The sequence below is a fragment of the Helicobacter sp. MIT 03-1614 genome (assembly GCF_000762925.2).
GTDB classification, from domain to species: Bacteria; Campylobacterota; Campylobacteria; order Campylobacterales; family Helicobacteraceae; genus Helicobacter_C; species Helicobacter_C hepaticus.
Genome location: NZ_JRMS02000019.1, coordinates 1 through 13,677, shown reverse-complemented (window position 1 = coordinate 13,677; position 13,677 = coordinate 1). Strand labels below are relative to the sequence as shown.

Annotated in this window: 11 protein-coding genes; 5 read left to right on the top strand and 6 right to left on the bottom strand. The window is 33.4% G+C overall.

Going from position 1 to position 13,677, the window contains the following annotated elements:
* Positions 1 to 249: 249 nt before the first annotated feature.
* From LS66_RS09705 to tssB, 6 genes are all read right to left on the bottom strand, one after another.
* The gene (locus tag LS66_RS09705) at positions 250 to 759 is read right to left on the bottom strand and encodes an Hcp family type VI secretion system effector (RefSeq protein WP_011115087.1); all 510 of its coding nucleotides are present in this window, start codon (positions 757 to 759) and stop codon (positions 250 to 252) included.
* A 98-nt stretch (positions 760 to 857) separates the two neighbouring features.
* Positions 858 to 1,853, bottom strand: coding sequence for a type VI secretion system baseplate subunit TssG (gene tssG, locus LS66_RS09700; RefSeq protein WP_034367921.1), 996 nt, complete (start codon positions 1,851 to 1,853; stop codon positions 858 to 860).
* Positions 1,850 to 3,565, bottom strand: a complete 1,716-nt coding sequence (tssF, locus tag LS66_RS09695) for a type VI secretion system baseplate subunit TssF (RefSeq protein WP_034367919.1) — start codon at positions 3,563 to 3,565, stop codon at positions 1,850 to 1,852. The genes tssG and tssF overlap by 4 nt, the downstream gene beginning before the upstream one ends.
* 68 nt (positions 3,566 to 3,633) lie before the next feature.
* The gene (locus tag LS66_RS09690; RefSeq protein ID WP_034367917.1) at positions 3,634 to 4,023 is read right to left on the bottom strand and encodes a hypothetical protein; all 390 of its coding nucleotides are present in this window, start codon (positions 4,021 to 4,023) and stop codon (positions 3,634 to 3,636) included.
* A gap of 3 nt (positions 4,024 to 4,026) precedes the next feature.
* A complete protein-coding gene (gene tssC / locus LS66_RS09685; protein WP_034367915.1) occupies positions 4,027 to 5,499 on the bottom strand; it encodes a type VI secretion system contractile sheath large subunit in 1,473 nt (490 codons plus the stop codon).
* A gap of 46 nt (positions 5,500 to 5,545) precedes the next feature.
* Positions 5,546 to 6,043, bottom strand: a complete 498-nt coding sequence (tssB, locus tag LS66_RS09680) for a type VI secretion system contractile sheath small subunit (protein WP_011115092.1) — start codon at positions 6,041 to 6,043, stop codon at positions 5,546 to 5,548.
* A gap of 188 nt (positions 6,044 to 6,231) precedes the next feature.
* Between tssB and tssJ the strand changes: the two genes are divergently transcribed.
* From tssJ to LS66_RS09655, 5 genes are read left to right on the top strand one after another with little or no spacing between them, the layout of a single operon-like run.
* The gene (gene tssJ, locus LS66_RS09675) at positions 6,232 to 6,771 is read left to right on the top strand and encodes a type VI secretion system lipoprotein TssJ (protein WP_034367912.1); all 540 of its coding nucleotides are present in this window, start codon (positions 6,232 to 6,234) and stop codon (positions 6,769 to 6,771) included.
* Positions 6,761 to 8,140, top strand: a complete 1,380-nt coding sequence (gene tssK / locus LS66_RS09670) for a type VI secretion system baseplate subunit TssK (protein WP_011115094.1) — start codon at positions 6,761 to 6,763, stop codon at positions 8,138 to 8,140. Before tssJ ends, tssK begins: the two co-directional genes overlap by 11 nt.
* 11 nt (positions 8,141 to 8,151) lie before the next feature.
* Positions 8,152 to 8,940: a type IVB secretion system protein IcmH/DotU gene (gene icmH, locus LS66_RS09665; protein WP_034367908.1), complete on the top strand. Its 789-nt coding sequence runs from the start codon at positions 8,152 to 8,154 to the stop codon at positions 8,938 to 8,940.
* A gap of 4 nt (positions 8,941 to 8,944) precedes the next feature.
* Complete coding sequence (gene tssM / locus LS66_RS09660) at positions 8,945 to 12,499, top strand: type VI secretion system membrane subunit TssM (RefSeq protein ID WP_138092119.1); 3,555 nt, start codon at positions 8,945 to 8,947, stop codon at positions 12,497 to 12,499.
* Positions 12,500 to 12,508: 9 nt separating this feature from the next.
* Entirely contained in the window at positions 12,509 to 13,489 is a 981-nt protein-coding gene (locus tag LS66_RS09655) for an FHA domain-containing protein (protein WP_138092116.1), read from the top strand.
* The last annotated feature ends 188 nt before the right edge of the window (positions 13,490 to 13,677 follow it).

The window sequence follows — 13,677 nt, the reverse complement described above, 5'->3', positions numbered from 1 at the left end:
ATAAAAGGATTCTATAAAACCATTACAAGTAATATGAAAAGGAGACTGCAAACTTTCTCTAATATGGGCTTTGGTGATGGTAAAGGTGATAGAGTTAATATCCAAAGAAAGAAAAGCACTCATAAAACTATCCTTTAGGGGTATTTTTGTGAAAAAAGAGGCTCATCTCACTATCTCACAAAGCATCCCGTTTTTCTACTACAACTTTAAGGGTGTGTAAAAAGTTTTTTTAAGACAGATATGAAGAAATTAAGCATTTCTCCAGTCATCACTTCCGCTCGTTCCTGCAACAACATGTTCCCAAATAATTTTTCGATAATTAAGAGAAACCCTAAAGAGCTCAGTTTTGTTATTATTGCTTGTATCTTGTGCATTTGGCATAATAAGGTCTATGTCTGTAATAATAGCATCTTCTAATTTTGTAGTGAAGTAATGTTCTGCTCCACCACCTATTGATGTCCTAAACCAATGTACTTCTACATTGTTTAATCTTTCACCCTTTGTGAGGGCATTGTAAAGTAAAGGAACAGCTTTATTGAGAGAACAGGTAAAAATAAAGGGTCTATGCACCCTTTGACCTGATGGTTGTCCGCTTTGTGTATCTGTGGGAACAGTTACAATATGAGAAATCTCTTGAGCCATAATTTCATCTTCGTGTCCTGCTTGGTAACGATTACCTATGCTCTCTTGCGTAGAAGCCCCACTAGAAATAAGTCCTTGTGTAACACCTTCAATTTTAATATATGCTGGCTGCGCCATAGTATGCTCCTTTCTGTTAGTTTTATCCATATAAAAGCGAAGTATTCTACACAAAAAAATAAAATCAATAATTAAGTTTTATAAAAATATAAATATTTTTACTCACATAGTGTCATTAACATACTACATTGTGCAAAATTCGCCTTTTTTTTATTTAATAATAACCCAAAACCAAGAGTAGCCCTCGCAATATCGCCGAGCCTAAAATCCATTTTGGGGTTATATTGCATATCTAAACGAACATCAATGGCAAATTCATTGTTGGTGAGAAAAATTACACTCTCTCTAAGTTTATTGTGCTGCTTATGATGTGGAAAATAATCTAGGGCTTCCTGATAATGCAAATCCTTGATGCGGAGTAATATTTTATTTTGATAGGAATATATTGTGCTACCTAGTAGAAAACTTTTACCAAGAGTAACATTTTTAAACCCTAAACTATTCTGTTGATTCTTATTGATACGAATGGCTTGTGGAATATTCTCGACAATAGAAATTCTATCGTGCAAATGAAAATTATGTGCCAAAATTTTCTCAATATAAGCTTTTGGTCTCCTTAGGCTTAAAATAAGAGGTGCAAATGGAAGATATGCCTTTGCACTTGTTGTATCACTAAAACCTAAAAGTTTCAACAATACAAAAGAAACTTTATCGCTAAAATCTGTCTCAAATGAGCGATGATAACCTCTAAGTGATATGCTATCATAAAATAGCCATAAGAGATAATTATTAAAAAAATCAAAAAAAAGACTAAAGCCTTCGCCATCATCTTCATTTTTTGCAAAATTATCAAGCATATAATAAGGCAGAGGTGAAGATTGCCCTAGCAATCCAAAAAAATGACTAAAAACTTCCACGAAAGATTCAGTATGCATTTTGGAAGATATATTTTGAGGTAATTTTTCCATAACTTTTACAGATGAAGCCTCAAGTGGAAGCATATCTTTCGACTCTAAATCCGCCATATCATGATGTTGGAATATATCAACTTCTTTATACGCATGTCCCAAACTCCTAGCACTACGTAAAAAGATTTGCTCCCTATTCAAAGAAACCAAGAGCATTTTTATTAGCCGATAAAAAGTAAAATTCATAATAATACCTTATTGCCATAGACGATAGAATAGCTAAAAGATGTATTACTTGTTGTGCAGCACAAGGATACCTCGCAAAAAGAATTGATACTAACAAAAGAAGAAAAAAAGTGTGCAAGCACTAAGCCTATCTTATATGCCTCACCTAAACAATAAAACTTTGAATCATCAATATATAGAGTAATTTGCATACCTCTTAATGTAATAAATCCATTGACATTATAAGCAGGCTTGGATTCTATCTTTTGTAAGGATTCACTTATTATTTCGTAAAGATTTTTTGGTTTATCAATATTAAAGCTGTATGTATGCAACAATGCTAAGAAGCTCTCTTTATGCGTTATACTTTGATAATTAAAAGAAAGGGTAGCGATAAAATCCCACAATGTAGCATTATCAATACTTCTATGTTGCGATTTTGTAGGTAACATAAGATTACGCGTAAGGACATCTTGATATCCTACAATCTCATTGATTGAGCCTATCTGCAAACCATTTGGAAGATTGTTGTTGCTACATAAAACATCAATGGAAAGTGTTTCTCTGCGAGATTGATTACTATAAATAGTAATTTCTTTATAATGCTCTCCATTTGCATCTTGCTTATTTGAAATAGCATAAAAATCATTTCCCTTATCTACAAATTCAAATCGCTCAAAACTATTGTAATTTTTTAATATCCGTCTTCCTGAGTCGCTATTATGAGCCTTAACTTTCAATACCTGTATCACAGAATATGCGTTAAGATGCGCCCTATCGATAAATATTCTATACCCATTTCGTGTATGGTCAGTAAGAATCGGCTCTGCCTGCGTAGAAAAAAGATTAACAATGGGCGTGCTAAATAGCGAAAACTGATTGGCTTTTGGAAGGGTATCTTTAGGCAATTCTTTTTTGAAAATAAATTTAACAGTCATCTTTTCACTTTGACATTCTTTTAATATTTCTAAATTTTTTATTCTCACAAATGCAAATTTTTCTGGCAAAAAAAGTAATTCCTGTAAAAGTGTAAAAGCACTAAAGCCTATATCGCCATTACTAAACATACTCTCATTTTTGTCAAAACCAGTAGTCTCTAAGGAATCACAAGGAATCTTAAAAGATGTGAGAGTATCAGCACAGACAATAACAATTTCTTGCAAATAACATAAAAGCCATAAAAGCAATGTATTGGCACTATAAACCTCACTGCCAAGATAAATCTGTAAAAAATGAATATCCATATCTGCTATTTTAAAAAATTTGTTTGTGCTTACAATATCAAGGCAAAATACACTCTGCTTCCCTTCGTTAGTAAGCGACATATCGCTTATTTTAAGAGGATGCAGACAAACATCATAGATAGTTTTAAATTCACATTGCACTTGGTTTATTGGAGTAGATTTAAGACTTGTGTGTCTAGGAATAAAAACCTTGCATTCTTTGCTTTCTGGCTTAAGTGCAAAGTCCTGTATGCACATTGATGGCAACGAGTTTGTGTAATTGGGTGCAAGAATGTTAATTAAAGATTCTGCAATCAGGGGAATATTGCCATCAAGCTCTTCGTGAATCTTAGATGTTAATAACGCTAAAGATTCTATAATACGTTCCACATCTGGATCATTACTATTGTGGGATAAAAATGGGGCAAGTTTGGGATATTTATTAACAAAAATTTCCCTCATTTTATGCAAATAATCAAGCTCTTTACGGAAATAATGAATATTTTTCACTTATCTGCCCTTTTCTACTTTAATCAAATACTTTTTGGGGTTTCCTAAAACTATCTCAAGCAAACCGCCTACATTACATCACAATAGCGATTATTTTTAAAGACAATTTGTATATTAAAATCATCTAACAAGTCACCCCCAACATGACGCATTCGCATAAAAAAACTTATTTGCCAAGGAGCAAAGCTTTCATCATATTCTATGTTTAGAATCTTTGCCCTTGTTTCATAAGTATTTACAAGATGGTAGATTTTTTCCGACATAAGCAGGGCGAGATTTTTTGTATTTATATCCAAATCTTCCAACGATAAGTCTGCAAAATTCATAAGACTTATGCCCTCATTTTTAGTATTCATGAGGATTGAGATATGATCTTTTATCGTTTTGGTTCTATCTTCAAAATAAGCAGAATCTGCATAAGGATGCAGTTGAGAAATAATTTTATTTACAAAAGACATAATTTATTCTCTGTCAAGTTTCCCCACCAAAGAAAGTTCAAAGTTTGCTCCCATAAATTTAAAGTGGGGTCGTACATTTAAGTTTATTCTATACCAACCTGCTTCCCCTTCTATCTCGCTTACAAGAACTTTGGCGCCTCTAAATGGTCGCCTACTTCGAACCTCTGCGGGAGGATTTTCTTGGTCTGAAACATATTGCCTCATCCATTCGTTTAAGCCATTCTCTATATCTGCCCTTTCTTTCCAGCTCCCAATTTCTTCTCTTTGTAATACCTTAAGATAATGAGCAAGGCGAGAAACTAAAAATATATAAGGCAACTGTGTGCCAAGCCTATAATTTGTCTCTGCCTCTTTTCCTTCAGGAGTATTTGGAAAAATTTTTGGCTTTAATGCCGCATTTGCGGAGAAAAATACTGCATTATTGCTATCACGTCGCAACGTAAAGGCTATAAAGCCAGATTCTGCAAGCTCATACTCACATCTATCTGTGATAAGCACCTCCGTTGGTATCTTGGATTGCGTAGTGCCAAAGCTTTCATAAATATAAGTAGGCAAATCTTTTACAGCACCGCCAGCCTTAGGTCCTATAATATTTCCACACCAGCGATAATTTGCGAAACTATCAGTCAATCGCGTAGCAAAAGCATAAATAGTATTTCCCCATAGCAAGTGATTATGCGAGTTATGCACATTTTCCTTGTAATTAAATTTCTTTATAGGATTTTCTTGTGGCTCATAAGGAGATCGAGTAAGAAAACGTGTAACCAATAAACCAGCATACTTAGAATCTTCATTTTCCCTAAAGGTGCGCCATTTTACATATTGCGGACCCTCTAAAAGTGCTTTTAAATCTTGTATCTTGGGAAGCTCCGCATAACTATCAAGTCCAAAAAAACTAGCACTCATAGAAGTTAAAAATGGAGCATGGCTCATAGCCGCAATAGAAGACATCTTAGAGAGAAAATTCACATCAGGCGTAGAAGCATTCAAGGCATAATCACCCAAAATTGCACCTACCGGCTCGCCACCAAATTGTCCATATTCAGAAGAATAAATACGTTTATATAATGTAGTTGTTGTAATATCTGGATTTGCCTCAAAATCCTCTAAAGCCTCTTGTTTAGTTACATCAAACAAATTAATTTTTATATTTTCTTGAAAATTAGTGCGTTCTACTAAAAAATATAAACCTCTCCATGTAGATTCTAATTGCTGAATCTGTTCATTATGTAATATCTCGTCCATTTGACGTGAAATAATATCATCAATATGTGCTATCATTTCATCAAGCGTGTATTTGTTGATTTTATTTTCTGCATTATCAGTTTTGACTATTTCTGTGATAAATTCCGCCACACCCATTTTGGCAATATTATAACTTTCATCTTCCTTTGAATATCTACTTGTCTGCATTATGCTATCAATGATAGATAGCTCTTTTATTGAAGTTTGCGTATTTGCTGATGTACCACTCATAAGTAATCTCCTTAATGGATTATCATAAACTTTCCTTCAATGATAATCACTTTTTATTTTCATCTGTAGATTGATTCTCTTTAATCTCTAGTAAAAGCTTCTCTTTTGTATCTTTATCCTTGAGGGCCTCCAAGAGTGCTTTTCTAAAATCCGGAATATTGCCCATTGGTCCCTTCAATGCTACAAGGGCTTCACGTAGTTGAAGCAATTTGTTTAGCTCTGGTACTTGAGTAGCAATGCTATCTGGTGAAAAATCACCCAACCCTTCAAACTTAAGATTTACAGACAATTCATCTGCATCTTGCTTGAGGACATTTTTTACACTTACATGTGTGCCTATATTCATTTTTTGCATTACTTGATTAAAATTGTGTTTATTAATAGACACAACCTCTCGTTCATCAAACGGCACATCATTGCCTCCTGTAAAGTTACCCATAACCATTAGCTTCAAAGGAAGCTCTACATCAGGATTCTGCCCATTTGTCTTTGAACGATATGTGATATTTATCCGCTCTTTTGGCGGAGTAGAATTTTCTGCCATAGTATATCCTTAAGACTGCCGTTGTTTTAGCTACCCAACAAGCATAACAATAACCTTTAGTATTTGATAGATAGCCAAAAGGTAAATCTCATTATAGCAAAATTAAACAAATTTAAATATTAATCTAAGTATAATCGTGCAAACTTTAAAATCCATACAAGAAAGAAGTTCAGATTTAGAGGTCTTTAATGCGATATATCCAGCTTCATATTTCCTTTTGCATTCTCGTTTGCTTTATGGGGCTAGCTATTAGTGGGTGCGGCTCACCTATTAAGATACAGGCTTTCAATCAGGCAGATTCTAACCTTAATAATCGTGGCGATAATGTGCCTGTTACGCTCATTATTTATCAGCTCAAGGATATTAGTAAATTCAAGCAGTATTCCATACAAGATTTAAGCACACGTGGAAATGTTGTCCTTGGAAGGGACATTGTAGATTTTATCAAGGTGCAAGTACCGCCAAATGAAATTGACGTGCCTGTTGCAGAATTTGCAAAAAAAGAGGGTAAATATATCGGCGTGTTAGCTCTTTTTGCCAATCCGCAGGATAAAAAACAAAAATTCTATAAAAAGCTGAATCGTGTCTTTTCAAACAAAATCAAGCTTAATATTGCCACTGAAGGCATTATGCAACACAAAAAAAGTAAGCAAAGTCAAGATAAAGATACAAAGGCTGATGGCACTGCTGGAGAAAATAATATAAAGGATTTGTTCAATGAACAGTAAGCTTAAGGTCGCTTGGTATAATGGTATGCACATTGATAAAATCCATTTTGAGCAACAAGAACGATTTTTAGAACATATTATCCATACAAAAACCTCTCGACTTGTATCTAATCTTTATGGTGTATTTGATGTAAGTTTTTCTACCGATATGCTCAATTTGGGCAAAATAGCCCTTACACAAATTAGTGGAATTACACAAGATGGTAGCGTGTTTAATGCGCCAGATGATGATTTATTACCTGAAGTTTTGGAGTTGCCGCCCAATATGTCTTCACCAATTATTACGCTAAAAATCCCTACATATTCAGACGCTACTGCTGATATGTCTTTAAAAAATACTTTTCCAAACTCCAAGTATATTGTAAGCAATGTACCTACAACTTCCAAGATTCACGATGATGTGCAAGATTACATACATACTAACACAGAAGAAATCTCTTATCAGCAAGAAAAAGTTTCTCTTGCATTGGGGAGTTTGCGGCTAAAGCTTGGTATCCTTGGAGACAAATCACCAAATGAACTAGAAATACCCATAGCAAAAGTGAAAAACATCTATTCTCATAGCAAAAAAATAGAGCTTGATGAAAAATTTATCCCCACCTCTATTGATATTTGCAGTAATGCCTTTATAAAAAGTTTTCTAGAAGAAATGCTCTTTTCCATCAAGCAACACAAAGAAAGCTTCACGCAAATTTTTAGAGGCATAGACCAAACCAAAAATACGCTTGATTTTAGCACCTATTTATCGCTCAATCTCCTCAAAAAATACACGCTTATCTTTTCTTATCTTGTCAATAAAGAAAAACTACACCCAGAGACATTATATGAAAAACTTGTAGAATTTCAAGCTGACTTACTTACCATAAGTCATAATGATGCACAAGATGAATTTATACCCTACGAGCACAATGATTTAAGTGCGGTTTTCATTCCGCTTAGTAATAATATCCGCCTCCTCTTTGCTAATGTTACCTCACCCAAATATGCAATGGCACAAGTCATAGACAATGGCAATGGATTCTACGATTGCATATTTGATAATGCTTCTATGCTGCAAGATGGGGAATTATTCTTAGCAGTAAGCTCCTCTCTACCTATGCAAACATTACTTGAAACCTTTAGCACACAGAGTAAAATACATACCCAAGCCACTATTAAAAGCATTGTTGCCTCACAGCTTAAAGGACTGCATATAGAGGCAATCCCCAGCATTCCATCAGCTCTACCGCATTTAAGTGGCTATGTATATTTTAAGCTTGATAAGCAAGATTTTATCTTTACGCATTTTGCTAAGCAAAATGTTATCAGCCTTTATATGACAAATAATATCACAAAGCCCGACATTAAGCTTTGGGCATTATTTAACTAAAGAGAAATGCTATGAACACAGAGCAAGAACTTTCCCTGCTACTTGAAACAAATTTTGCAAACCATTGCAACAATATGCAAAACAATAAGATTTTACACTTGACCTTGCCATTACTTTTGTTTGCTACACGACTTTCCAAAACAGGCACACTTGATGATAGCTATATCACAAATACAGAAGAAACTTTTGCTAATGAAATCCTCTCTATCGGAAGCAATCTCAATGCTTTGCGTTGTTATGAAGATAAGGATTTAATCAAACTCCGTTACTGCTTGTGTGTATTTATTGATGAAATGCTCTTACATAATGAAAGCTTTATCAATAGCCACTTTGCAAAACATACACTTACTATACGTCTTTTTGATGAAATGCTAGGTGGAGATAAGTTTTATGGTATTGCCAATCAATGGCTTCTTACCCCAAGCAAACACAAAGATATGCTAGAATTTATCTATACATGCCTTATTTTGGGCTATCAAGGCAAATATGCCTCCGACACTCAAGGCAAACAAAAAATTAATCATCTATGCTGCAATATAGCAAATTCTCTTGCTCCTGCTATGGGAAGTAGCGAAGAAAAAGCTTTTGAATTAGCCCTCAATCATCAAGAGCAAACGCGTATTCTAAAACTTTTGCATAAAAAATACTTGCGACCATTTTGGCTTATGGCTATCATTTGCTCCATCGTTGCATTATTCTTTCTTTTCTCATTTTTAAAGCTAGAATCTCAAAAAGCCATTACACAAGATACCCTTAAACAAAATTTGCAACACTTCAAGGTATCTCCACATGAGGATTAAGGAAATGTTTGGCAAGATATTTAATTATCTCAAATCAAAAACTTTTCTCTATATTTTACTTATATGTTTTGCGTTGCTTTTAAGTGTACTTTTTTACATATACTCGCCCTTATTTGCATTTAATGATATTTATATTTTTAGTAGCGCATTAACAAGAATCCAAGTGCTTATTGTCGTATGGCTTTTAATCTTTTTTATCTTTCTTTATAGACCACTTATTCATCTTATTCAATCGCTCAAAAATGAGAAACACATACAGTACAAGGAAATCAAACAAGAAGTTACAAAGGCATTCCGCAGGGCTAAAAGAAATTATTTCATTGCTCTAAATGACGCAAAGAGTATGTGGAAAAGAAAACTCTATCTTAAAAATATCCCTTTAGTGATTATTATTGGTAATGAGGGAGCAGGCAAAAGCTCGTTTATCAATTATGCGAATATACAATATCCATTGAGTGAAAGCTTGACATCTTATAAGAAATTTCACAAATCTACCAACAACTTCAATCTTTACATTTCTCAAAAGGGTGCATTGCTTGATACAGAAGGTAATTATTTTGCACAAGAGAACTTTCGGCAAACAAGTAATACCGATGAAATTGCTGAAGATAATTTAGAAAAGAATAAAGATTTTTTAATCAAAAAGGGCGTATGGAATCAATTCTTACACTTCCTTAATACTAATACCTTTCATAGCAAACTTAATGGCATTGTGCTTATTATTGATGTGCATGCTTTTTTACAGAATCCAAAGCAATATGAACAAAATGTCTTACAATATCTAAGCAAAAGAGTGAGTGATTGCGAAGAAAATCTAGGCTTGCAACTCCCCATTTATATTGTTTTTAATAAAATTGACTTGTTAGAGGGTATGCGGACATATTGGGACATCTTTGATGAAAGCATTGCAAATAAAATGCTAGGACTTACTTTAGATAAAAATAGTAGCAAATTAGAACTACAAAATACTTTTACAGAATTAAGCAATTCATTGCTCTATACTTTTATGCGTAGAAATCAATCCTTACATTCACTTGAAGACAAAAATTTAGCCCTTTTATTTTTAAAGCAACTTGATGTGCTTTTTGCCCTTGCAATAGACTTTATCCTCCAAGCAAAGGAACAAAATGCCTTTAAAAACAAATCCTATATCCGCGGCGTATATTTTACCTCCGCATACCAAGAAAATGTCCCCAGAAATTACTTGCTTGATGCTGTGTGTGAAAAATACGAAATCAAAAAACCTCCGGCAAAATCCGCAACCAAGCAAAATAAGCGAAGCTACTTTGTGCAGGGTTTGTTAGAACATATTTTTCTTAAAGATGCACATCTAAGCAGTATGATTAAAACCTCTTGGCAAACTTTCAGGCTCGCCTTTGGAACTATAAGTATATGTATATTTGGATATGTTTTTTGCACTTATTTAATCCATAAAACCTATAAAGAAGTAGATAAAAGCCATATCACATTTAATAGCATTACTTCATTGCTTGCGAATACAAGCTCTTATGAACATCTTACCCTGCAAGAAAAAACCGAACTTATGCTTCATCTTAAAGCCATACTCAAAAACTATCCATCTCTATTTGAAAAGCCCTCCATTATACAGTATTTTTCACTGAATTTCTCCTATCAAGGATTTTTGCCTGCAAGAGACTTTTATTATGCTATCAATGAAGAAGTGATTGGCAAAACATTGCTTAGAGAAATGGAGCAGATTCTCTTACACAATACCGATCAAACCACACTTATTGAAACCATCTATATGTATCAATCACTCTATGATGAAGCATATATAAATAAACCTCTTTTGGCAAATTGGGTTATAAAGAATTGGCAACCTTTTGCTAAATATAAAATTCCAAAAGATGATTTTATTACCGCTATTGAAGATTTAGCTATAGGCAATCTCTCACATACACAACCAAAAGATACACAAGCGCTACACATAGCAAAAACTCAAATTATGCAATTAGAGCAACAACAGAGAATCTATACCATTATGGCTTTTAGAAATAGCCTAAAAAAACAAAGCTTTTTTAACCTTAAAGATAAGGTAGGCACAGCATTTTATATGATATTTGAGCATACTGATAAATTAAGTCAAATTGATAAAACCTATACAAAAGATGGTCTAATGGAGTTTTTAAGTAATTTAGATACCAATATACAAACTGCTATCAAAATAGAATCTTGGGCGTATAATGAAAAAATGCAATACCAAGCCCTCACAGAACAAGCACAAAGAGATTTATACACACATATTATTAGTATTTACCTTAATGATTATAAACAAAGATGGGAAGAATTACTTCAGGCTATATCTCCTAAGCAATATACCGACAAAAACAATATACTCACACAATTACAAATCTTATCAGAATCTACCAATCCACTCAATAGCCTCATTAAAATCGTAAATGATAATACCCACCTAAACGACACTCTTTTGCTTAATTACGCATACAGCTTAGGATTGCCAAGCTCAGATATTAAAGCACAATTTACATATATTAGTAACTCCTTTAAAGATTATTATGACTTCATAGGAGAAAAATCCTTACTTCTCTCTCAAATAGATTCCTTTAATGACATAAAAAAGCAAAGTAGCACGGAAGAAATAAAAGAGATACTCGCTAAAGATATACAAAATATGAGTGGTAAAATTACAGAATTTACAAAAGATGATACAAAAAACATAAAAGATAAGCTTATATATATCCTTGAAGGAAGTAATGATGAAACTGACGCATTTGTAGAGCTAAAGCGAAACACAGCAATGTTGCCTCATGCGTTAAAACAATACTACAATGAGATTTCTACACTCTCTTGGAACGTTATAGAAAAAAGCACCTATGCACTTCTAAATAATGCATGGAAAAAAGAGGTGTATGATACTTTTATAAATGATATCTCCCCTTTTTATCCTTTCAATGCTTACTCGGATAAATCCTTGCCACTCAACACTTTTAAAGATTTTTTTGGCAATACAGGCACATTACAATCTTTTTATACGCAATATCTAAGTAAGATTTTGCAAAAAAAAGGCAATACCTATGTGCCAAATCCTGCCTATAGCGAGACGATAAAGCTTTCTGCTCAATTTATAAGTTTTTTTAACCAAATAAGCAATCTCAATAGCATATTTGATAATAACAATAACCTTACACTTAACTTTTTTATACAATGCCTTGATTTATCATCAGATTTTAGCTCTCTTGATATAAGCTATAACAACCAGACCTTACACTATGATCACACGTTTAATCCTAAAATCCAGATTATTATTGAACAATTCAATAGTAGCACGGAGTTACGTTTGAGCGTGAATGACTATTACCAAATGCCTCAATACAATAAAATTTATAATGGTGAATGGGCGTGGCTTAGATTCATAAAAGACATTACACCTGCTCAAAATACAGGCAACACTCTTTACTTTGAAAATAATAAACAATGGTATTTTGATTTTAGCATTACTCCAAATAGGCTAGAACTTTTACATTTAAGCCGTATTCTAACGCATTTTAATATGCCTCAACTTATCACTCAACAATAAGGAACGCAAATGGAGCAAATAGCAATTCTTGTAGAAGACATTGACAACCAAGCAAAACCGATTTATTGTGTTTTTGACGATAATGGAGGAACCATAGGCAATACTTCCATCAATCAATTGTGCTTACCAGATGAATCTATTCAAGAAAGACATGTTAATATCAACTATGAAGATGGTTGCTTTACTATCTCTTGTATTGGGGATTCTGAAGTATTTTACAATGAATCTTTCTCTAAACTTGAGCAAGGCTATGAAACAATTATAGAAGTTGGGGATAGTTTTAGAATTGGAAAATATAAATGCAGCTTTATAGACACAAAAGATATAAAAGATGACTTCCTGGACTATAAAAAAGTGCTTGATAAAATTGCTGATGAAAGTGATTTTGCCATAGATGTTAAGCCTAGAGTGGAACTAGATACAAAAATATTAGATGAAGAAAATATGGCCGACAGTTTAGATAAACATAAGATATTAGAAAAACTCTCTCCAGCACAAGTTATAAATACCATACCCTCCGATATAGCAAGCACTCACGATACTATACAAAACATTATCACTTCATCGCAATCAATGAGAACAGATAGCATTTCTAAAAAAGAAATATCACCACAAACAAAGGAAAGTGATATTATCCTTCATACCAAGAATATACAAACATTCCTACAAGGAATGCTACAATCTTTCTCTATGCCTAATAACCCCCTATCACACATCAATATGACAACTTATGAGCACATACTTGACACACAAGAGCTAGATTCTATCCTGCATAATACCTTGCTTATAGATTCTATCCCGCTTCTTAACACTCTCATATTAGCCCTTATTAGCAAAGAACTTCATAGCCCATATTTTGAGATATTAGAACACGATATATTTGCAAACTCATTAACTCAAGCCATTATGCAATCTCATCAAAATAGTAAAGAATCCTTACAATGTATGCTTTTAAAGGCACTTAGCACATACTTAAAGAATCCTCTTTAGATTCTTAATACTTCCTCTTCTTTGCAAATTGAAAGTTTGAGGCTTTATGTATTTTGCATCTTTGTATGGCATTTATCAATACTTATCTTTTTATTTAATATGATGCTTTTTAGCATACCATTCTATTTTATCACGTAATTCTTGTGGGAAAGATTCTCTATATATAGCTGGGATAGTGGGATTGAGCA

Coding starts and splice junctions, on each gene's coding strand:
- LS66_RS09705 (WP_011115087.1), bottom strand. CDS start 759: ATGGCGCAGCCAGCATATATTAAAATTGAAGGTGTTACACAAGGACTT.
- tssG (WP_034367921.1), bottom strand. CDS start 1,853: ATGAATTTTACTTTTTATCGGCTAATAAAAATGCTCTTGGTTTCTTTG.
- LS66_RS09690 (WP_034367917.1), bottom strand. CDS start 4,023: ATGTCTTTTGTAAATAAAATTATTTCTCAACTGCATCCTTATGCAGAT.
- tssC (WP_034367915.1), bottom strand. CDS start 5,499: ATGAGTGGTACATCAGCAAATACGCAAACTTCAATAAAAGAGCTATCT.
- tssB (WP_011115092.1), bottom strand. CDS start 6,043: ATGGCAGAAAATTCTACTCCGCCAAAAGAGCGGATAAATATCACATAT.
- tssJ (WP_034367912.1), top strand. CDS start 6,232: ATGCGATATATCCAGCTTCATATTTCCTTTTGCATTCTCGTTTGCTTT.
- tssK (WP_011115094.1), top strand. CDS start 6,761: ATGAACAGTAAGCTTAAGGTCGCTTGGTATAATGGTATGCACATTGAT.
- icmH (WP_034367908.1), top strand. CDS start 8,152: ATGAACACAGAGCAAGAACTTTCCCTGCTACTTGAAACAAATTTTGCA.
- tssM (WP_138092119.1), top strand. CDS start 8,945: ATGTTTGGCAAGATATTTAATTATCTCAAATCAAAAACTTTTCTCTAT.
- LS66_RS09655 (WP_138092116.1), top strand. CDS start 12,509: ATGGAGCAAATAGCAATTCTTGTAGAAGACATTGACAACCAAGCAAAA.